The sequence below is a fragment of the Kosakonia sp. S57 genome (assembly GCF_016516575.1).
Taxonomy (GTDB): domain Bacteria; phylum Pseudomonadota; class Gammaproteobacteria; order Enterobacterales; family Enterobacteriaceae; genus Kosakonia; species Kosakonia cowanii.
Genome location: NZ_JACVUL010000006.1, coordinates 218,262 through 240,312, shown reverse-complemented (window position 1 = coordinate 240,312; position 22,051 = coordinate 218,262). Strand labels below are relative to the sequence as shown.

At 56.5% G+C, this 22,051-nt stretch carries 14 protein-coding genes and 2 pseudogenes; 7 read left to right on the top strand and 9 right to left on the bottom strand.

Annotated features, from left to right (window positions below):
* Positions 1-73 precede the first annotated feature (73 nt).
* Positions 74-2,440: a TIM-barrel domain-containing protein gene (locus IAE48_RS08315; RefSeq protein WP_200134049.1), complete on the bottom strand. Its 2,367-nt coding sequence runs from the start codon at positions 2,438-2,440 to the stop codon at positions 74-76.
* Positions 2,441-2,455: 15 nt separating this feature from the next.
* Positions 2,456-3,652, bottom strand: a complete 1,197-nt coding sequence (locus IAE48_RS08310; RefSeq protein WP_200134048.1) for an MFS transporter — start codon at positions 3,650-3,652, stop codon at positions 2,456-2,458.
* Positions 3,653-3,956: 304 nt separating this feature from the next.
* Between IAE48_RS08310 and IAE48_RS08305 the strand changes: the two genes are divergently transcribed.
* Entirely contained in the window at positions 3,957-5,030 is a 1,074-nt protein-coding gene (locus IAE48_RS08305) for a LacI family DNA-binding transcriptional regulator (protein ID WP_200134047.1), read from the top strand.
* Here the strand turns inward: IAE48_RS08305 and IAE48_RS08300 are convergent.
* From IAE48_RS08300 to moeA, 6 genes are all read right to left on the bottom strand, one after another.
* Complete coding sequence (locus IAE48_RS08300) at positions 5,027-6,286, bottom strand: DUF1479 domain-containing protein (RefSeq protein ID WP_200134046.1); 1,260 nt, start codon at positions 6,284-6,286, stop codon at positions 5,027-5,029. The two genes, IAE48_RS08305 and IAE48_RS08300, sit on opposite strands and share 4 nt — an antisense overlap.
* Positions 6,287-6,437: 151 nt before the next feature.
* Positions 6,438-7,253, bottom strand: a complete 816-nt coding sequence (locus IAE48_RS08295; protein WP_200134045.1) for a Cof-type HAD-IIB family hydrolase — start codon at positions 7,251-7,253, stop codon at positions 6,438-6,440.
* 234 nt (positions 7,254-7,487) lie between these two features.
* Positions 7,488-9,920 (bottom strand): formate C-acetyltransferase/glycerol dehydratase family glycyl radical enzyme, encoded by a 2,433-nt coding sequence (locus tag IAE48_RS08290; RefSeq protein WP_200134044.1) that lies wholly within the window; start codon positions 9,918-9,920, stop codon positions 7,488-7,490.
* A gap of 4 nt (positions 9,921-9,924) precedes the next feature.
* Positions 9,925-10,824 carry a glycyl-radical enzyme activating protein gene (locus IAE48_RS08285; RefSeq protein ID WP_200134043.1) on the bottom strand — a complete coding sequence of 300 codons (900 nt, stop codon included), beginning with the start codon at positions 10,822-10,824 and terminating at the stop codon, positions 9,925-9,927.
* Between the two features lie 205 nt (positions 10,825-11,029).
* Entirely contained in the window at positions 11,030-11,800 is a 771-nt protein-coding gene (gene moeB, locus IAE48_RS08280) for a molybdopterin-synthase adenylyltransferase MoeB (RefSeq protein WP_200134042.1), read from the bottom strand.
* Between the two features lie 2 nt (positions 11,801-11,802).
* Positions 11,803-13,035 (bottom strand): molybdopterin molybdotransferase MoeA, encoded by a 1,233-nt coding sequence (gene moeA / locus IAE48_RS08275; RefSeq protein WP_200134041.1) that lies wholly within the window; start codon positions 13,033-13,035, stop codon positions 11,803-11,805.
* 170 nt (positions 13,036-13,205) lie between these two features.
* Here moeA and gsiA point away from each other — a divergent pair, with 170 nt between their 5' ends.
* The 6 genes and pseudogenes from gsiA (at position 13,206) to IAE48_RS08245 (ending at position 20,645) form a co-directional block, all read left to right on the top strand.
* Complete coding sequence (gene gsiA / locus IAE48_RS08270; RefSeq protein ID WP_192869573.1) at positions 13,206-15,077, top strand: glutathione ABC transporter ATP-binding protein GsiA; 1,872 nt, start codon at positions 13,206-13,208, stop codon at positions 15,075-15,077.
* Between the two features lie 33 nt (positions 15,078-15,110).
* Positions 15,111-16,649, top strand: coding sequence for a glutathione ABC transporter substrate-binding protein GsiB (gene gsiB, locus IAE48_RS08265; protein ID WP_200134040.1), 1,539 nt, complete (start codon positions 15,111-15,113; stop codon positions 16,647-16,649).
* Between the two features lie 49 nt (positions 16,650-16,698).
* Positions 16,699-17,619: a glutathione ABC transporter permease GsiC gene (gene gsiC, locus IAE48_RS08260; protein ID WP_042716730.1), complete on the top strand. Its 921-nt coding sequence runs from the start codon at positions 16,699-16,701 to the stop codon at positions 17,617-17,619.
* A 2-nt stretch (positions 17,620-17,621) separates the two neighbouring features.
* On the top strand, positions 17,622-18,533 hold the full coding sequence (gsiD, locus tag IAE48_RS08255) for a glutathione ABC transporter permease GsiD (protein ID WP_034813897.1): 912 nt from the start codon (positions 17,622-17,624) through the stop codon (positions 18,531-18,533).
* Positions 18,534-18,976: 443 nt separating this feature from the next.
* Positions 18,977-19,171 (top strand): annotated as a pseudogene (locus IAE48_RS24300) (GNAT family N-acetyltransferase); the annotation flags it as partial.
* 31 nt (positions 19,172-19,202) lie between these two features.
* On the top strand, positions 19,203-20,645 hold the full coding sequence (locus IAE48_RS08245) for a DUF2235 domain-containing protein (protein WP_200134038.1): 1,443 nt from the start codon (positions 19,203-19,205) through the stop codon (positions 20,643-20,645).
* 147 nt (positions 20,646-20,792) lie between these two features.
* Here the strand turns inward: IAE48_RS08245 and IAE48_RS08240 are convergent.
* A pseudogene (locus IAE48_RS08240) lies at positions 20,793-21,392 on the bottom strand (tyrosine-type recombinase/integrase).
* Between the last annotated feature and the right edge of the window lie 659 nt (positions 21,393-22,051).

Below are 22,051 nucleotides of genomic sequence, written 5' to 3'. Positions count from 1 at the left end.
CGCTTATCCGGCCTACGGGATCGTTACTGCTTTTGTAGGCCGGATAAGGCGTAAGCCGCCATCCGGCATTTTTTTACCTGAATGACCACGCCGTTGCCGGCTTGCCGTTAATCACTAACCGGCGCTTTTCCCCGGCGGGCAAGGTAACATTCAGCGTCTGCCACGCCGGGCGGTAATCGCCGCTTGCGGTAACCTCAAGGTTTATGGTTTCGCTGTCGCAGACCATCTCCCAGCTTAACCACAGCGCATTGCCCTCTTTATAACCCCACGACTCGCCATCATCCTCAAACAGCAGGCCGTTGGAACGCCCGGTGCCTTTCAACGGGAAGAGTTGCAGTTCGCGGAAGGTATCGCTTTTCGCCTCCACATGACGAATGCGATCGCTCAGCGGCAAACCAGCACCGGCGCGCACCAGTAGCGGTAATTTTTCCAGCGGTGCATCCAGCGTCACCCACTGGCCTGGCGCGTACCACGCCCCGGTATAAAAATCGTACCAGCCGCTCTCATTGGCGGGCAGCCAGAGAGAACGCTCGCGCTGACCCGGCTCAACGACACTGGCGACCAGCAGATCGCGCCCGAGCAGGAAGTCATCACACTCCTCAAAGGTCTGCGCATCATGCTCATGATCGAGGAAGGTCGGGCGCAGCATCGGCTCATCATCGGCATACGCCTGCCACAGCAGGGTGTAAAGGTAGGGCAGCAGGCGGTAGCGCAGCTCAATCGCGCTGCGGATCGCAGGCGTCACTGCCGGGTACATCCACGGTTCGTTTACCGTCTGGTCATCATTCCACGAGTGGATGGTAAAACGCGGATGCATCACGCCGTTTTGCACCCAGCGCACAAACAGCTCGGCATCCGGTTTGTCGCCGGAGAAGCCGCCGACATCGTGCCCGACGTTATAAAGCCCGGACAAACTCATCCCCAGCCCCATGCGGGTGTTGTAGCGCAGCGTCTGCCAGTTTGTGCGGTTATCACCGCTCCAGGTCTGCACATAGCGCTGCATCCCGGCGCAACCGGAGCGGGAGATGAGATAAGGGCGTTTGTCCGGCGCGAAACGCTGCTGCGCTTCCATCGAGGCGCGCATCATCAGGAGCGGCATCACCGGGCGAATATGCTTGATGGCGATCTCCTGACCGAAGCCCGCGCAGCGCGCTTCGCCATCCCACACTTCAAACTCATTATTGTCGTTCCAGGTGGAGTCGATCCCCATCTCCAGCAGTTGCGTAGTCACGCCCTCCTGCCACCAGGCAATGGTCTGCGGGTTGGTGAAATCGAGATGCGAACCCTCGTCATCCCAGAAGCTGGAGCGCTCCGGCCCGGGGTTCTCCGAATCGCGAATAAACAGGCCTCTCTCTGCCACTTCGTGATAGCGCGGGTGATCCTGCAACAGGCAGGGTTTGATATTGGCCGCCAGCTTCAGCCCGGCATCGTGAAACGCCTGGCTCATCACCTTCGGCTGCGGCACTTTGTCGTAGTTCCAGTTAAAGACGTAGCGTTTGCCGTTAATCGAGGTGTAACCCGATGAGAGCTGGAACGAGTCGCAGGGGATCGCATGCTCTTCACACAGGCGGATAAAGTTCATCAGCTGGTTTTGCGCATCCGGCGCATCGGTGTAGTGCATGGTCGAGCCGCTGTAGCCGAGGCTCCACTTCGGCCCGAAGAGGGTTTTGCCCGTCAGGCGTACAAAGGCTTTAGTGACATCCAGCGCACGCGCGCCGGTAAAAATGTAGTAATCGATATCGCCCGCTTCCGCCTGCCAGCGGCGATAGGCGGTGTGGTAGTTATCGATCTCATTCCCGAGATCCAGCCAGCAGCTGCTGAGGTTGTCGTAAAACAGCCCGTAGCTGACATCATCCCGGCGGGTGAGGGTGAAAGGGACATGTTTATAGAGCGGGTCGGTGCTCGCCGCGTTGTAGCCCATCGCATCCAGGTTGCGCATCTCATAGCGCTGTCCGGTGCGTTGCAGGTTGCCCGCTTTCTCGCCGAGGCCGTAAAAACGCTCCTCCTTTTTACGGCTGAGGTAGTGCGCCACACCGTCGCCGTGAGCATTGATCTGATAAGCGCTGGTAGGGCGATCGCCTGCCAGCCACTGCCACTCGCCCGCTTCATTACGGTAGTGCCACTCCAGCCATAACGGCTGGTGCACCGTCACGCGCAGAGTCTCGCTCTCAACGGTCAGCGTCTCCTGCTGCTGTTCAAGTTTCCACGCGGGCAGGCTAAAACCACTCAGATCCTCACGGCTGCGCCCCTCCCACGGCACATCCTCCTCTGGCGCGATGCTCCAGGTGCGCGCCAGCGCCAGCTCGCCCTTGCGCTTAATCAGCACGCGAAACAGGTTCGCTTCCAGCACATAGAGGCAGAGCGTATGTTGCCCATCAACCAATAGCTCAACGTGATGAGCGCTCTGTTTTTGTAACGTCCAGTTCTTCAGCGTTTTCATAGCAGACTTCCACAATCAGGCGCGTTTTGCGCGACGTTCAGCAATAAATGCCACCAGGAAAATAGCGCCAATCAGGTCAAAGAAACCCATGGCAATAAACAGCGGGTTGAAGCCAATCTTGTCGGCGGTAACGCCAATCAGCAGTGAGAAGAGGAAGCTGGCGATCCACGCCGCCGAGCCGCGCATGCCGTTGACGGTTGCCATCTGGCCTTTGTCGAATGACTCGACCACCAGCGCGCTCAACATGCAGGAGATGATCTGGTGGCCGAAGCCGCCAATCGAGATCAGCACAATGGTGATATAGGGATCGCGGGTGATCGCCACAATGGCCAGCGAGATCATCAGGAACGCGCCGGTCAGGGAACTGGCAACCACCGAGTTGACGCGCGAGCAGCCGAACCAGCGGGTATAGAGTTTGGTGAGATAGCCGCTGGCGACGCTGCCGAGATCGGCGGCGAGGAAGGGGAGCCAGGCGAACATCGCAATCTGTTTCAGATCCATGCCGTGCTCTTTCGCCAGATAGAGCGGCACCCAGAAGCTCAGCACCGCCCACGCCGGTTCCGCCATAAAGGCCAGCTCTTCGCGGCTGAGGTTCGGGTGTTTGTCCGGGTTGTGATAAAACGCCCACCACAAAATCACCCACAGCAGCGCCAGCACGCCGGTAAACATAAACGCCCCCTGCCAGCCAAACGAGGCGTGGGCGAAGTAGATAATTGGCGGGGCCAACATTGCGCCGATGGAGAAGCCAACGCCCGCCCAGCCAGCGGCGACCGGACGCTCCGATTTCGGGAACCACTCGCCGATCGTTTTGGCGTTAGCGGGCGTTGCCGCCGCTTCCGACGCGCCCATGGTAAAGCGCAAAATCGCCAGATGGATCCAACTGCTTGCGCCAGCGTGGAACATACAGGCCAGCGCCCAGATGATCGCGCAGACCATAAAGCCCACTTTCAGGCCAATCACATCGATTAACCAGCCACACAGCGGCTGGAACAGGGTATACGCCAGCTGAAATGCGCCGACAATCCATGAATATTGTTCGGTAGTAATACCGAGGCTGGTTTTCAGTTCCGGGGCCAGGATGCCCAGCGAGTTACGGGTGATGTAGTTCACCGTCACGCCAAACAGAAAGAGTACCAGCATCCACCAGCGTAATTTTTTGAAGATTCGGCGACTGCTTGTGGCCGCCACGTCGTTGTTAATCCCCTGGCTCATGGTGTTCTCCGCTCATCGTTTTGTAGGGACGTTGCGTTATCGCGGCCGGGTGAAAAGTTGTTATACCGCCAGGCGCGCGTGATGATTTTTTTCTTGGTTTTTGTCTTAAGAACACACACAACTAGTATGGAAGTTGTATGACACATTTACCGTAGGGGAGAAAAAAGCGCGGCTAAAGTCGATTTTGTGCAAGGATTCTCATCAATTGACCGAATATTGCGGCACACTGCAATCAAAGCCATAAATAACAGGCTTTCCGCTCTATGAAAATTTTCCCATTTCACAAACGGAGCAAGATCACAGAATGGATAAAAAGCTCAAAATCAGCGAAATTGCCCGGCGCACAAATCTGTCGACCAGCACCGTTTCGCGGGTGCTGGCGGGAAAAGCCAACACCAGCGAAAAAGCGCGCGCGGCGGTGCTGGCCTGCGCCCGTGAACTGGGGGTGATGGAGGGGATTGCCGCCGGACGGCTGCTGCTCAATAACCTGATTGTCTTTGCGCCGCAGCGCGCCTTTGATGAGCGCTCCGATATCTTCTACTACCGTGTGATTCAGAGCATCAATAAAGCGCTCGAGCCCCACGACGTGCGGCTGCGCTACTGCGCGCTTGAGGAGCTGGACAGCGACGCTAATGAATTTCTGGCGCGTATGAATGCGCCAGAGACGCAGGCGGCGATCCTGCTCGGCATTGACGATACCCATATTCACGAGCTGGCGGCGGATATCGGCAAACCCTGCGTGCTGATCAACTGCCGCGATGGGCGTATGCGCCTGCCCTCGATTGCGCCGGATCACCGCACCATCGGCGAGTTTGCCGCCCGCTATCTCTTTGATATGGGCCACCGCGATGTGGTGAATGTGATGTGCCTGCGCCGTTACACCATGGATCTGCGTCTGGCAGGCATTAAAGCCGCGTGGCAGCAGCAGAACCTGCGGTTTAACAGCAAACGGGATCTCATCACCGTACCCAGCTTTAGCGCCAAAGAGGCGGCGCTGCGGGTGGCGGAGTGGCTGGACGATCCGGCGAACAAAACGCCGCCGACCGCATTTCTGGTCAGTGGGGATTTTATGGCGCAGGGGACGGTGCAGGCGCTGCTGCAGCGGGGTTTGCGCGTGCCGCAGGATGTTTCGGTGATGAGTATCGACGCCTTTAACCTCGCGGCAATTCAGGATGTGCCGCTTACCGCAGTGCATGTTCCGCGGGATGAACTTGGCGCGGAAGCGGTACAGCTATTGCAGCAGCGCCTGATCCGCCCACAGGCACCGACCGGCTCGCTGCTGTTAAACGGCACGCTGGCAGTGCGCGAGTCGGTACGGCGGATACGTCCAGGGCAGCGACGCACCGCCGTGGCCGGCGACGGGCTGTATGATGCTTAACTCTCCATTCCCAGCGCGCGCTTACCGTGTTCATTCAGATCGGCGAGCGTAAAGCGGCCTGACCAGTCGCGCTCATAATCCTCGCGCGGGAAATCACCGGGCGAAGCGCCTTGCTCCAGCGCAATCTTCACGGTGCGGGCATAAGCCAGGTTCTTCTCACACAGCGGGGCGGCGGGGATATACATCACATTGCCCCAGCCCTGCTGGTTTTCCACCGGGGCGACCGAGTGGATCACATCGCAGTGCCACCAGACGGAATCACCCGCTTCAAGCGCTGGAATGCTGCTCAGCGCTTCCATCAGCAGCGGGTGCCACTTCTCTGAAACCGGCAGCACGCGGCCGGGTGCCACGCCGCACAGCTCATCGTCCGGCACGTCGTCCAGCAACGGGCGCAGCAGAATGTAGGCCATCGCCTCGGGGATCGGCACCACGTGCAGCAACCCCTGACCAGCGATCATATCCGACAGCGCCGTCCAGCCCTGGAAGGTGCGAAACACTGAACATTTGGTGGTGTTCTCAACCGTGTACTCCTCCACCTCGGTGCGGTGCGCCGCATCCCATGGATCATATTGATCCAGTTTGCCGTTAAAGACGTTGGCAAAGACGCGCTGATAGGCCGGCAGCAGCCAGCGCTCCAGCGCGCCGGAATCCGTATGCGCCCCCAGCCCTTTCGAGGTGGTGCCCGGCGGGCGGCGGCGAATGCGATCCGGGTAGATGACGCTGATATCGGGGTTAAACCACGTGCGGCCTTCGCTCTCAAACCGCCACAGCCGGTTGAGGAAAGATTGCGCGGCCGCCATCTCATGGCTCTGGCGCACCTGCATCTGCGCCTGTGACCAGTAGATCGGGTAGATCTCCGGGCGCGAAGCCTCCAGCGTGCCGAAGAAGCTGTCGCCCGGGCCTTTATAGACCTCATCAAAATGGTTTTCCGCCAGGTAGTCGAGCATGGCGCGATCCCAGCCCAGCGCCTGCTCGCGCGGGAAATGGCCTTTAATCACCACGCAGCCGCGACGTTTGATCAGCGCGCGCTGTGCCTCGGTCACGCATCCGTTGGCGAGATCGGCATAGTTTAGCTGCGGCCAGACGGATTCGCCGCGGGCTTTTATCGCCTTAATCTCCTCCACGCGCTCACTAATACGCGCGCTGAGTTGATCGAACAGCTGTTGTACATCGCCAATTTGCGCACGCAGCGCCTGTTTCATTTGGCGGATGGCGGTTTTGTGGTCGGCAGGAAGGGTTTCATGGGTAAACGTCATAGGCACCTCTTTCTTTCATTCGAAAGTAATTAAGATTACAAATGACAATCTAAGTTAAAAATAAGTTAATGCAAGTTTAAAAACTTGATGGATTGCACAAAGCGGGAAAAGGCAAAGGAAGAGTGCCGACGGTGGGGCGTCGGCAGGGGGATCAGCGGTCGAATGGGGCAGTGTTATCCAGCACGGCCTGAATCACATTCAGCACGCCGTGGTGGTTGTTGTCATCGGTCTGGTGACGGGCAATGGCTTTAATCGCGTCGGTGGCGTTGCCCATGGCGAAAGAGTAGTCGGTCATGCGCAGCATCTCGGCGTCGTTTCCGCTATCGCCCAGCGTCACACATGCTTGCGGGGAGAGGTTCCAGCGCTTGAGCAGACGCGAAATACCGTTGGCTTTATGCAGGCCGGGGATAATCAGATCGACAAAGCCGAAGCCGCTGGTCACCGGTTTCATAATCCCGTCGAGGGAGGTGTGCAGCTCATCAACCAGCGCCGGGATCTCGCTGTCCGGCAGATTCAGGGAGAATTTAAACAGCGTATCGTCAATCTGCGTGAAGTCGCGCACCGGCTTTAAGCGGTGATAATGCTCCGCCATCAGATCGACAAACGCTTGCGGCGCGGCTTCGTTGATATAGGCGCTCTCAAGCCCGCAGGCGACAAAGTTCATACCGCCGCCTTTTAACAGCTCGCCCATCACCACCTGGGATTCGTGGCGGGTCAGTTCGCCGTGGAACAGCTGTTGGCCGTGTTCGTAGACCAGCGCGCCGTTTTCGGCGACGAAGGAGATGCGGTCTTTAAGCTCCGGGAAGAAGGAGATGAGTTGGTAGTACTGGTTGCCGCTGGCAACCACGAATTCGATATTGCGCTGCTGGAGTTGCTCGAATTGCGCCATAAACCGCGTGCGATCGTACTTTTTGGCGTCATCAAGGAAAGTTCCGTCCATATCAGTGACGATAACTTTGACGGTCATATATAGCGCTCCTGAATGTCATAACGAGGAGCAACATTCTAGAGAGAATGTGATGAGTTACACAAATTTTATTTCATTCGAAAGTTAACCGTCGTCTTTCGAGCCGCAGGTGTGTTGGCTGCGGTGGCTTACCCCGGTCATTTACTTTTTGTAAACTCCCGGGGATGCGCCACCTTGCCGCCTTCCTGCGATTCGAAATACTTGGTTAACGCGTAATGGTTTCTAACCTTAACATCACAACGTATGTTCGGTGCGGGCAATGATATCGTCCTGCGCATCCGGCGACAGGGCGGTGAAAAACGCCGAGTAACCGGCAACGCGCACCACCAAATCACGATACCGATCCGGGTGCTGCTTCGCGGAGAGCAGCGTTTCGCGCGAGACAATGTTGTACTGAATATGCCACCCCTTATGTACCTCAAAAAAGGTACGCAGCAGGGCCATCAGCTTCTGTCGGTCGCCGTCATTTTCCAGCGTCGAGGGGTTAAGTTTCTGGTTAAGCAGCACGCCGCCGAGGATCGCGCCAACCGGCAGTTTGCCGACGGAGTTGATCACTGCCGTCGGCCCAAGATGGTCGGTGCCGGAGGCCGGGCTTGCCCCCTCCGCCAGCGGGGTATGGGCTTTGCGCCCGTCCGGCGTGGCCATGGTTGCCGCGCCAAACGGCACGTTGGCGGAGATCGACGAGGTACCAGCGTAGTATTTGCCGCCAATCGGCCCACGCCCGTAACGCGGGTTATGATACTGCTTCAGCTCGTCGATATAGGTCTGATACGCGCGCACCAGCAGGGCATCAACGCTCTCATCATCATTGCCATACTTCGGCGCGCTGTTGATAAGCCGCTGGCGAAGCTGCTCATGGCTCAGGCCGTCGAAATCTGCCGCCAGCGCTGCGGACAGCTGCTGTTGACCGATAAGGCCCTGCTCAAACACCAGCTTTTTCACCGCCGCGAGACTGTTACCAAGATTGGCGATGCCCACCTGCAGGCCGGAGACCCAGTCATACTTCGCACCGCCCTGTTTGATGCTCTTCGCCCGCTCAATGCAGTCGTCGACCAGCGCCGAACAGAGGATATCCGGCACGTTCTCCTCCAGCATGGTGTCGACAACATACTCAATCTCAATCGATTTGCGCGTGTAGTAGCGGATCTGCCGGTCCCATGCCGCTGTCACGTCATCAAAATGGCGGAAGTTGCCTGCCGACAGCGCCTCTTTTTGCGCCAGAAAAACTTCGCCGCTGGTGGCGTCACGCCCGCCCTCCAGCGCCGCCAGCATCACGCGGGCGAAGTTGATAAAGCTCATGCCGGTGCAGCGGTAGCCCCACTTGCCGCCGACGGCGGTTTCGATACAGCCAATCGCCGCGTAGTCGTACGCATCGGCAGGCTCCACGCCCAGCGCGATAAAGGCCGGAATGACAATCTCATCGTTATTAAATGCTGGCATGCCAAACCCGCAGCGGATCACCTGCACGCAGGCGTCGAGGAAATCGTCACTCATTCCGGCGTGATAGCGCACGCTGAGGTTTGGCTGCGTGGAGCGCAACCGCCCGCAGGATTCGAGGATGGCGTAAGAGAGCGGGTTAACCGCGTCATGGATCTGGCCGTTGTGCCACACCTGCCCGCCAATGGTGACATTCTGGTAGAGCGGGCTGCCCGCCGAGGCTTTCGAGTGGCTGCCGGAGCGGATTTTGTTCACCTCCAGCAGCTTCAGCCAGCAGCTCTGCAACAGCTCAATGCCCTGCTCGCGGTGCAGCGTCTGTTGCAGCTCGACATCGCGACGCCAGAAGGGGTAAAGGTACCGATCCATTCGGCCAAACGACACCGAATGGCCGTTGGATTCAATCTGCAACAGTAGCTGGATAAAGTAGCAGAGTTGCAGTGCCTGCCAGAAGGTGCGCGGCGGCTGGTGGGCAATAAGCTCACAGTTCTCGGCGATGGCCAGCAGCTCGTCGCGGCGGCTTTCGCGCGGCTCGTCAGCCGCCATCGTGCGCGCAAGATCGGCAAAACGCACAATATGCAGGCTGACGGCCTCAAGCACGATATCAATCGCTTTCAGGAACTGCTCGCCGTGCAGATCCGCAAGCTGCGTCAAATCAATCCGCGTGCGGCGCTCGCGCACATGCTCACGCAGGCCATCCAGCCCTTTTGCCAGCAGCAGCGGGAAGTTCACCGCCAGGTGCGCATCGCCGGAGGTCATATTGCCTTCGGCTTTGATAATGCCGCTCGCCAGCAAAGCTTTCTGCTCGTCGGTAAACATGCCGTAGCAGCGATCCTGCACCGTCTGGCCGCGCCACCACGGGCAGACTTCATGCAGAACGCGCTTATTCGCTTCGCTAACCGCAAAGCCCGCGCCGGGACGATCCGCCAGATCATCAATCTCTTTCTCAATCCACGAGACGGTGTACTCGGGGAAGATCGACGCGGCGCGCACTTCGCTTGCCTGATTGCCGATAATCAGCTCGTCATGTTTGATCCAGATAGTGCGCTGCGCCAGGTGATGGGCTAACGCCAGCGCGCGGCGCACCGGCAGTGGCTTATCCATATGCTGCTGATAAATCTGTGTGTAGTGCAGCGCGCGTTCGGTGCAGATTGGCGGTTTTACAATCGAGATCAGCGCCTGTTTATGCGCGCGGATGCGCTCAGGCAGCGTGTTGAGTTGCATCAGAGTCATAATTTTATCCTCGCAGTGTCGTCGCCAGCCCTTTCTGGCGGGCAAATGCCGCGGCGAATGCCAGCAGTTCAGGGTCGTCGAGCGGTTTTTCAGGAGCGGTACAGGTTTCGCCGAGCAGGTCAAACTTCTGCATGCCCAGCGTGTGATAGGGCAGAAAGTGGATCTCGCCGACGTGCAGCTGGTCGGCAGCGAAAGTAGTGATAGCTTCAATGGAGGCTTTATCGGCGTTAAAGCCGGGGATCAGCGGCACGCGAATAATCATCTTTTTCCCGGCGCGGGCGAGGCGTTGCAGATTATCGAGCACGCGTGCGGCAGAGCCGTTCGTCCAGGCACGAAAGGCATTCTCATCGACATGTTTAAGATCGGTGAGAAAGAGATCCACCCACGGCAGTGAGGGTTCGATATAACGCCACGGCACATGCAGGCAGGTCTCAACGGCGGTATGGATGCCGTGCTGATGGCTCTCGCGCAGCAGTGCCTCTGAAAGTTCGGGGTGCATAAAGGGCTCGCCGCCGGAGAGGGTCACGCCACCGCCGCTGCGATCGTAAAAGGGTTTGTCGCGCAGCACCGTCGCCATTATCTCCGCCACGGATTTCTCCTCGCCGCAGACACTCAGCGCTTCGGTCGGGCAGCAGCCGGTGAGGGTATCCAGCGCTGCATCGGTGATCTTTTCACGCTGGATCAAGAGATGATTTTGCGCGCGTTCGATCACCGAAGGCGCGGCGCGCTGGCACAAATCGCAGCCGGTAAGGCAGAGGCGAGGGTCAAACAGCAGGTCGCGCGATCGGGCGCGGCTTTCCGGGTTCTGGCACCAGCGGCAGCGCAACGGGCACCCTTTCAGGAACACCACCGTGCGGATGCCGGGGCCGTCATGGGTTGAGTAGCGCTGAATATTGAAAATCATCGACCATCTCCACATATTTCATATGGAGATTAAATAACTTTCGAATGAAAGTTGCTGTGATGGGGTTCGCGGTTTATGCCTTGTGCCCGACAGGGAAACTGCCGGGTGGCGCTGCGCTTACCCGGCCTACAAAACCGCCGCCATCCGGCAAAAGACGCCCGCAGACCCGTAGGCCGGATAAGGCGTTTACGCCGCCATCCGGCAATTAAGCCGCGGGCGGTGTGCCATCGCCGCACACTTCACACTGCGGGTTACGCATAAGCTTCATCTCGCGGAACTGGCACTGCATCGCATCGTACATCACGATCTTGCCCGCGGCGGGCGTGCCGTAATGGGTCAACACCTTAATCGCTTCCATCGCCTGCATTGATCCAATAACGCCGACCAGCGGCGCCATCACGCCTGCTTCCACGCAGGTCAGCGCATTCTCGCCAAACAGGCGGCTCAAACAGCGATAGCAGGGCGCGCCGTCCGCCCAGGTAAAGACGCTGATCTGCCCCTCCATGCGGATCGCCGCGCCGGAGACCAGCGGCACTTTATGCTGAAAACAGCCGGCGTTGAGCTGGTTGCGGATCGCCACATTGTCAGTGCAGTCCAGCACCAGATCGTGCGCGGCAATCTGCGCGAACAGCGCCGCTTCATCAAGCAGCGCATTAATGGTGACATACTCGACATGCGGGTTGATACGCAGCAGCGACTCGCGGGCAGAGTCCACTTTAGCGCGACCGATATCCGCATCGCCGTGCAGCGTCTGGCGCTGCAGGTTTGACAGCGCTACCGTATCGAAATCGAGCAGCGTCATTGTGCCCGCGCCCGCCGCCGCCAGATATTGCGCCGCCGCGCAGCCAAGCCCGCCGAGCCCGACCACCAGCACGCGCGCGGCTTTTAACCGCTCCTGGCCGTCAAAATCGAACCCACGCAGAGTAATCTGCCGGTTGTAGCGCATCATCTCGCTGTCGCTGAGCTCTTCTGCCATCGTCAGCCCCCGAAGAGATGGTTAAACATCTCCACATCTACCCATTCGCCCGCCGCCACGTTGCCGCGCTCGCGCTCCAGCACCACAAAGCAGTTGCCCTGGCTGAAGGAGCTGAAAATGTGCGAGCCCTGATGGCCGGTGGTGCGCACTTCGAGCGTGCCATCTTCGCCACGGCTGACAATCCCGCGCTGGAAATCGAGGCGTCCCGGCGACTTTTTCAGCCCGCCGATAACGCGCGCGCGAAAACGCAGTGGCGTCACATCCGCGCCATTGCCGCTCAGTTTCGCCAGCAGCGGCAGCACCAACTGGTAGAAGGTGAGGGTGGCGGAGACCGGGTTGCCCGGCAGGCCGCAGAACCAGCTCTTTGTTAGCTTGCCGAACGCAAAAGGTTTGCCCGGTTTGATCGCCAGCTTCCAGAAGGCGATTTCACCCAGCTCATCAAGAATGGTTTTGGTGTAGTCCGCTTCGCCCACCGACACGCCGCCGGTGCTGATCACCACGTCCGCCTGGCTGTCGGCGGCGATAAAGGTATCACGCAGTTTCTGCGGATCGTCCGGCACAATCCCGAGGTTAATCACCTCATAACCAAGCTGTGCCAGCATCAGGTGGACCGACAGGCGGTTAGTGTCATAAATCTGCCCGTCAGACAGCGGCTGGCCCGGCAGTTGCAGTTCATCACCGGTGGAGAAGAGGGCTACGCGCACTTTGCGCACCACGCTGACGTCGGCAATGCCGAGGGAGGCGAGCACCGGCAGCTCGGCGGCGGTCAGTTTTGTGCCCGCCGTAAAGACGCTGGCGCCTTTGGCGATATCTTCGCCCGCGCGGCGAATGTTTTGGTTAGCGCGCACCTCGGCGGTAAAGCGGATGCCGTCGTCGCTCTGCTCCGTCTGCTCCTGCATCACCACCGCCTCGCAGCCCGCCGGGATCGGTGCGCCGGTCATAATGCGTATGCAGGTGCCTTGCGGCCACTCGCCGCTAAAGGGCTGCCCGGCAAAGGCTTTACCTGCTACCGGCAGCGCGTTGCCGCCGCTGAGGTCCGCCAGGCGCACGGCATAGCCGTCCATCGCTGAGTTATCAAAACCGGGGACATTCAGCGGCGAAACAACATCTTGTGCGACTACGCGGCCAAAACAGGCGAGCAGCGGCAGGGTTTCATGCTCAGTGAGCGGTGAAATGCGTGACAGCATTTTCGACAGCGCCGTCTCCAGCGAGATCAGGCCATTTGCAGATTCCATAATTTCTATCCAGTCAACGCGAGAAGCGGCCATTATGGCAGAAAAGGGGAGGGGCCAATATGACTTGCGTCTACCTCATTGTTATCACATTGCTTTACATCGTTGTAACGACTTCCTATATTCAGAAATCGTCTTTCCCAAAGGCAGCAATCGTAAAAAAGGAGAGTGGGGTGTCGCAAGGCTTTGAACCAGAGGCAGACGTGGTTCTTGACGTCAGCAATCTGAATATCGCATTTAGCCATGAGAAGCAGCTTACCCCGGTGGTACGTAACCTCTCTTTTAATCTGAAACGGGGCGAAACGCTGGCGATTGTCGGCGAATCTGGCTCCGGGAAGTCGGTTACCGCGCTCTCGCTGCTCAAGTTGATTGAGCAGGCGGGCGGCGAAGTGAACTGCGATCATATCTGCCTGACGCGGCGCAACCGCCAGAAGGTCGATATCAACACGCTCTCCTCCTCGCAGATGCGCAGCGTGCGCGGGGCGGATATCGCGATGATTTTCCAGGAGCCGATGACCTCGCTCAACCCGGTTTTCCCGGTTGGTGAGCAGATTGCCGAGTCGATTCGCCTCCATCAGAAACTGGGCCGTGAGCAGGCGATGCGGGAAGCGCGGCGTATGCTCGACCTGGTGCGTATTCCCGAAGCGCAATCCATTCTCTCCAGTTTTCCCCATCAGCTCTCCGGCGGCATGCGCCAGCGGGTGATGATCGCCATGGCGCTCTCCTGTCGCCCGGCGGTGCTGATTGCCGATGAGCCAACCACCGCGCTGGATGTCACGATCCAGGCGCAGATTTTGCAGCTTATCGCCGTGCTGCAAAAAGAGATGTCGATGGGGGTGATCTTTATTACCCACGATATGGGCGTGGTCGCGGACATCGCCGATCGCGTGCTGGTGATGAATCAGGGCGAAGCGGTGGAGACCGGCAGCGTCGAGTGCGTCTTCCGCGACCCGCAGCACCCCTATACCAAAGCGCTGCTGGCGGCAGTGCCGAAGCTTGGCGCGATGAATGGCAGCGATCTGCCGCGCCGCTTCCCGCTTATCTCGGCGAAAAACCCGCAGGTGCAGGAGCCGGAAACGGAGCAGGATACCGTGGTGCCCGGCGAGCCGATTTTGCAGGTTCGCGACCTGGTGGCGCGCTTCCCCCTGCGCGGCGGCTTGCTTAACCGCATCACCAAAGAGGTGCATGCGGTAGAGGGCATCAGCTTCGATCTCTGGCCCGGCGAAACGCTGGCGATTGTCGGCGAATCAGGCAGCGGAAAATCGACCACCGGACGTGCGTTGCTGCGGCTGGTGGAGAGCCAGGGCGGCTCGATTACCTTTAACGGCGAGCGCATCGACACCCTGCCGGATCACAAGATGAAGCTGGTGCGCCGCGATATTCAGTTTATTTTTCAGGATCCGTACGCCTCGCTCGATCCGCGCCAGACGGTGGGCGATTCAATTATTGAACCACTGCGCGTGCACAATCTTCTCGGCGAAGCGGAAGCACACCAGCGCGTGGAGTGGCTGCTCGAGCGCGTCGGGCTGAAGCCGGAGCACGCGTGGCGCTATCCGCACGAGTTTTCCGGCGGCCAGCGGCAGCGTATTTGCATCGCCCGCGCGCTGGCGCTGAACCCGCGCGTGGTGGTGGCCGATGAGTCCGTTTCGGCGCTGGATGTTTCGATTCGCGCGCAGATCATCAATTTGCTGCTCGATCTGCAGCGCGAGTTGGGGATCGCGTTTCTCTTTATCTCCCATGATATGGCGGTCGTGGAGCGGATCAGCCACCGTGTGGCGGTGATGTATCTCGGGCAGATCGTTGAGATCGGCCCGCGCCGCGCGGTGTTTGAAAACCCGCAGCACCCCTATACCCGCAAGCTGATGTCGGCGGTGCCGGTGGCCGATCCTGCCCACCAGCCGCCGCAGCGGGTGCTCTTATCCGATGATATGCCGAGTAATATTCGTAAACGCGGGGAAACAATGCAGCGCGTACAGCTGCAAAACGTGGGGCCAGGGCACTTCGTCGCCAGAACGACGCCCGGCAGCACGCAGTCGCGTTTTTAATTGATGACAGACAGGGTTTTTCAGGAGAGCAGCATGACAGAGATCATTTCCCGACACTGGCGGGCCGTTGCAGGCGTGGTTGTCGCGCTGACCGCCCTCCCGGCATTTGCCGCGAAAGATGTGGTGGTAGCGGTCGGTTCCAACTTCACCACCCTTGATCCCTATGACGCCAACGATACGCTCTCGCAGGCGGTGGCTAAGTCCTTCTATCAGGGGCTGTTTGGCCTTGATAAAGAGATGAAGCTGGTCAATGTGCTTGCAGAGGGTTACACCGTCTCCGACGACGGGCTGGTCTACACCATCAAGCTGCGCAAAGGGGTGAAGTTCCAGGATGGCACCGATTTTAACGCCGAAGCGGTGAAAGCGAACCTCGACCGCGCCAGCAACCCGGCGAACAGCCTTAAGCGCTACAACCTCTATAAAAATATCGCCAGCACCGAGGTGGTCGATGAGAGCACGGTGAAGATCACCCTCAAGCAGCCCTTCTCGGCGTTTATCAATATCCTTGCCCACCCGGCCTCGGCGATGATTTCACCGGCGGCGCTGAAAAAATATGGCAAAGAGATCGGCTTCCACCCGGTCGGCACCGGCCCCTATACGCTGGAAGCATGGAACCAGACCGATTTTGTGAAGGTGAAAAAGTTTGCCGGCTACTGGCAGCAAGGCCTGCCGAAGCTGGACTCCATCACCTGGCGCCCGGTGGTGGATAACAACACCCGCGCGGCGATGTTGCAGACCGGCGAGGCGCAGTTCGCCTTCCCCATCCCCTATGAGCAGGCGGCGGTGCTGAAACGAAACAGTAAGCTGGAGCTGGTCACCAGCCCGTCGATTATGCAGCGCTACATCAGTATGAACGTGACGCAAAAGCCGTTCGACAACCCGAAAGTGCGCGAGGCGATCAACTACGCCATTAACCGCCAGGCGCTGGTGAAAGTGGCGTTTGCCGGTTTTGCCACGCCAGCGACCGGCGTATTGCCGCCGACCATTGCCTATTCACAGAGCTATCAACCCTGGCCGTACGATCCGGCTAAAGCGCGCGAGCTGCTGAAAGAGGCGGGCTATCCGCAGGGCTTCACCACCACGCTCTGGTCTTCCCATAATCACAGCACCGCGCAGAAGGTGCTGCAATTTACCCAGCAGCAGCTGGCGCAGGTGGGGATCAAAGTGCAGGTGACGGCGATGGATGCCGGGCAACGCGCGGCGGAAGTTGAAGCGAAAGGGCAGAAGCAGAGCGGGGTGCGTATGTTCTATACCGGCTGGACCTCTTCGACCGGCGAAGCGGACTGGGCGCTCTCGCCGCTGTTTGCGTCTTGGAACTGGCCGCCAACCCAGTTCAACACCGCCTTCTACAGCAACCCGCAGGTGGATAAGGATCTGGCCGACGCGCTGAAAACCACCAGCACAGATGAAAAAGCGCGGCTCTATAAAGAGGCGCAGGATATCCTCTGGAAAGAGTCGCCGTGGGTGCCGCTGGTGGTTGAGAAGCTGGTTTCCGCTCATAACAAAAAACTGACCGGTTTTTACATCATGCCGGATACCGGCTTTAGTTTTGATAACGCCGATTTGCAATAGATAACTCACGCCGCCTTGCAGGACAGGGGGCGGAGTGAGGGAAGATGAGATGCTGAATTATATTATTAAACGCTTGCTGGGCCTGATTCCGACGCTGCTGATTGTGGCCGTGCTGGTGTTTCTGTTTGTCCACCTGCTGCCGGGCGATCCGGCGCGCCTGATTGCCGGGCCGGAAGCGGATGCCGAGGTAATTGAGCTGGTGCGCCGACAGCTCGGGCTGGATCAGCCGCTGTGGGTGCAGTTCTGGCACTACGTCACCAGCGTGTTGCAGGGGGATTTCGGCGTGTCGATGGCGTCGCGCCGCCCGGTGGTGGAAGAGATCGCCAGCCGCTTTATGCCGACCTTCCTGCTCACCCTTACCAGCATGCTGTGGGCGATGCTGTTTGGGCTGGGCGCGGGGATCGCCGCCGCCGTGTGGCGCAACCGCTGGCCCGATCACCTGGGGATGGCGGTGGCGGTGACGGGGCTTTCATTCCCGGCCTTTGCGCTCGGGATGCTGCTGATGCAGGTGTTCTCCGTTGAGCTGGGCTGGCTGCCAACCGTTGGCGCGGAGAGCTGGCAACACTATATTCTGCCGTCGCTAACCCTTGGCGCGGCGGTGGCGGCGGTGATGGCGCGCTTCACCCGCGCCTCCTTCGTCGAGGTGCTCAATGAGGACTATATGCGCACCGCGCGGGCAAAAGGGGTCAGCGAAAAGTGGGTGATCCTCAAGCACGGCCTGCGCAATGCCATGATCCCGGTGGTGACGATGATGGGGCTGCAGTTTGGCTTCCTGCTCGGCGGGTCGATTGTGGTGGAGAAGGTCTTCAACTGGCCGGGGCTTGGTCGTTTGCTGGTCGATTCGGTGGAGATGCGCGACTACCCGGTGATTCAGGCGGAAGTGCTGCTCTTCTCGCTGGAGTTTATTCTTATCAACTTAGTGGTGGATGTTCTCTACGCCGCCCTTAATCCCGCTATCAGGTACAAGTAAGGATGCGATTGTTAAACTGGCGTCGACAGGCGATTTTAAATGCCATGCCCACGGTAAAACCGGGTCATGTGCGCACTCCGTGGCATGAGTTCTGGCGGCGCTTCTGCCGTCAGCCCGTGGCCATGACCGCCGGGCTGTTTGTCCTGCTGCTGATCCTGCTGGCGGTAATTGCGCCGTGGATCGCCCCGTTTGATGCGGAGAACTACTTCGATTATGACCGGCTGAACGAGGGGCCATCGCTGGTGCACTGGTTTGGCGTCGATTCGCTCGGGCGCGATATCTTTAGCCGTGTGCTGGTGGGCGCGCAGATCTCGCTGGCAGCGGGTGTCTTCGCGGTGCTGATTGGCGCGGCAATCGGCACGGTGCTGGGGCTGCTGGCGGGCTACTACGAAGGGTGGTGGGATCGCATCATTATGCGCATTTGCGATGTGCTGTTCGCCTTTCCCGGCATTCTGCTGGCGATTGCCGTCGTTGCGGTTATGGGCAGCGGCATGGCGAATGTGATTATCGCCGTCGCGGTCTTCTCGGTGCCGGCGTTTGCCCGGCTGGTGCGCGGCAATACGCTGGTGCTGAAACAGCAAACCTTTATCGAGTCGGCGCGCAGTATCGGTGCCAGCGATGCGGTGATCCTCTTCCACCATATTCTGCCGGGCACGGTCTCCTCCATCGTGGTCTATTTCACCATGCGCATTGGCACCTCGATTATCTCAGCCGCCAGCCTATCGTTCCTTGGCCTCGGTGCACAGCCACCGACACCGGAGTGGGGCGCGATGCTCAACGAAGCCCGCGCGGATATGGTGATCGCCCCGCATGTGGCGCTCTTCCCGTCGCTGGCGATTTTCGTCACGGTGCTGGCGTTTAATTTGCTGGGAGACGGGCTGCGCGACGCGCTGGACCCGAAAATTAAGGGGTGAAGGGTGTTTTCGGAGGCAATAAAACGAAAGCGCGAGTAGTGTTTGATTGGAGATGAGATTTAACTAAGGTCTGCTCTGAGCGAAGAGCGGAATTTCGTATTTGTCATAACCGCAGGGATGTAGGACTAACATTGGCATGTAATACTCAACCGGGAGTAGGTCAATAACAACTCTTAGCGGAAACTGCCAGCTATCAAACTGGAGATGTGGATTTGAACATAATGGAAGTGACAGAGGAGGACTGCCTGGTACTTCGGCAAGCCGTGCTGTGGACGAAATCAGACGTGGAGCAATGCTAGGTCATGGGGGAGCAAAGTGTTGCTCACTATGGCGCGTTTCATCAAGCTGAGCTAGTCTGTTGTTTGTGTATTCTTTTACTTGCTGATGGAGCCTGTCAAATCCGAAATTTTTCTACTAGGCAATAATATTAGGGACAGGATTATGGCACAGAGCTGATGGAATCAATCGTGGCTATACTGTCTGAAAATAATATCAGGCACATTTTTCTTAATACAAGAACATCAGCTATCTCATTTTATAAAAAACTTTGCTTTGTTTGTGTGGGCGATGCCTTACGGAAAAATAATATTGAATATATCCGCATGAGTTACAGCGGTGCAGGTTTGACCCATAATTAGTTAAACACATCAATTTAAACATGGAGGTAATATGTTTTTTGTGAATCATTTCGTGAGAATCGCCGCCGTCTTAGTAGCCTTAATTGGCCTTGTGAGCTGCAGCGCTTTTTTTTCCCAAAGTAAAACAGAACCCACTAAACCTTCAGATAGAAAGGTTGTAGAAAAAGCGTCAGCTTTTGCCATGCAGGCTCCTCTAATAACTACACCAGAGCTTGGAAAAAGAATACATATTTATAAAGTTGCTTTTGACGGCACGATGAATGACCGGCTCAGAATTCCATTAGATGAGAGAGAGACCCTCGTCGCTAGAATAGCCAGAACTACAGACGCCATCTACTATCCTGGCGCCGGTATGCAGGGTAGAGATATTAGTAATAGTGACGCAGCGACAGGAGCTAGCAGCATGGAAATAGCTAGTCGTGCCGCAAGAGAATTCTACAATCAGGCTGAGAAATGGTATAAGCAAGACTCCCACTCAGAAATTCGTGTTTTCGTTACGGGATTTAGTCGGGGCGCCGCAACGGCCCGTGAATTTATGAACCAAATCGATTCTGAATGGGGAAAAAAATACCCACAAAATGAAATGTTAAAGCCGCACTTTTACGCCATTTTGTATGACACTGTGGCAACTGGGCAAAAGGACAAGCTTGATCTGAGTATTCCAACTTCGCTTGATTATCTCGTGCATTTTGTCGCAGAAGACGAAACCCGAAACCTGCTTTTTACTCCAACCGTCGAATACATAAAGCCAACTTATTTACCAAGCCACCTTCCAACCAGCGTGATATTACCCCAAAGGATAAATATCATTAAACTACCTGGGGCACATTCTGATGTTGGTGGAGCCTATGCGGACGGGATAGGTGATCTATATATCGTACTTACTGAGAATTTTCTCTACATGATGGGGTTGATACAAAATAACCATTGGCAATCAGATCATGACCCTCTACTCAAAGGTAAGCATGACTCACGTGGGCTTCTGGACAAGCTGTTTGGTGCCAAAGACCCGAGTGTAGTCAGCCATGTAAATCGTCCCACAGATTTGGCACTGGTCAGGAGTCAGAGCGAAATTCAACAGAGGGAAAATCAGAGTAGACTGCGGAAAATGTGGGATGCAAACACCGATCGTGGTGCTTTTCTCGATATACGAAAGGTCGAAACCGTTTATGCCAGCTTTATTATTTCTAAAGACGGGAATGAATTGAAGGTTAAAAGTGATTCAAACTGGGTTAATCCTGCAAGTGTATTTATCGAGAGCATTGATGGTCATAAATTTCTGAGATTTAAATTTGTTGTTGGAACAATTAGTTCTAAATTGAAGTTGAGTGAAACCTTATTATCTCAGATGGGTGCTGGGAAGCATGTTCTATCGTATTCCGAGCTGAACAAATCAGAAGGCTCTTTTCTTGCAATCTGGCTTGATAATCGCTTGATAGAGCTTATGCCGGTAAATGTGGTTAAACCCAATTAAACCAACATCAGCGACAAGAAATTGTACGTTCTTTTTTTCAAGCTTAGTTTAACAAGGGATACGTTGACCTGGTCCCCATAAATTAACATATCTTAATGTTATCAATGTCCACTTTGGCACAGGGCGGCTGTCGCAGCCCTGACAACCTTAGACTTTAATCGATGCAGAGATCTCTAATGCATCATCGACTTCAATGCCCAGATAACGGACTGTGCTTTCCAGTTTCTTATGGCCAACAGAAGTTGGATTACACGGAGATTCTTGGTTTTCTTGTATATCAGGTAAGGTTTTATTCTTCTCATAGAGTGTGTGCTGTAAAGCGAAGCTTCGAAACCAAGCTTTTCTACCCATCCATGAAAAATTCCGTTGTATTGCCGGGTTGATATGTGCCCGTTAGTTCCGATCCGAGACCGAAACAAGAAGTCTTTGCTATGCAAACTTCCAAGTTTTATCAATGCAGCAACACCTTCTCTTGCCCTTTAGTTACCTCAAATTGCACAGGGCTACCGGTTTTTTGTTGCAACACCGTAGCTCTGCTTGAAACAGAGCCACCATATGCAACATCAGATACTTTGAGTTTGACAAGATCACAGCCTCGTAGCTTACTGTCCAGGGCCATATTGAACAGAGCTAAATCACGCGTTTTACCTTCCAGTTCAAGCCGGATTCGGATCCCCCAGATATGAGATATCTGAAGTGGTCTTTTTGGCCGATGATACGGTCTTTGTTCCACGGTGACGTGCTCATACTTAAATCTCCTGCAATGTGGGAGATTTGAGTATGGTTGTCCCTTATGTGCGATAAATTGACTTTTGCTCCTCACGAACAAATTTAAATATAAAATTTTCCAGTTATGTAGTAGCTATTAAGGTATGTATTGACATGATATCTATACCAAGATCAATTAAATTTATTCATTTATGGAGTGTTGCAAATCATGGCTATTGTATTTATTCCTGCCGTTGTTGCGCTGCTTGCACCCAAAGAGAAGTACTTCGGGCGAGAATTGACACGAGAGGATGTTTAGTCGATCCGAGATAATGCTACTGCTATTAAGTTACCTGCAGAGATTGCCAGCGACATGATCAAAAGCCGAGGCTATCACGATATTGATGCGCAAAATGCTTGGGATGAGTGGTTACTAAATAAAACACGATAAATTCTTAAGAGCATTGATGTGCTTCGAACAGAACATCTCTAAATCAGTAATGTAGTGTCACACTTAAGTTAGCCACTTAATGTTGAGGCTTTTAAAACCATGATAGGTCCGCTCCTGGAACGAAGCGGCGAAGGACAGCTATGAGCGATTTGTTGACTTTGAATTGTGACAAAGGAGCCTGTGACAACTGAAATAAACCAGGTGCCTGCCATTTTGCCGGAGTGTTTTGAACATGCGAACAACGCGC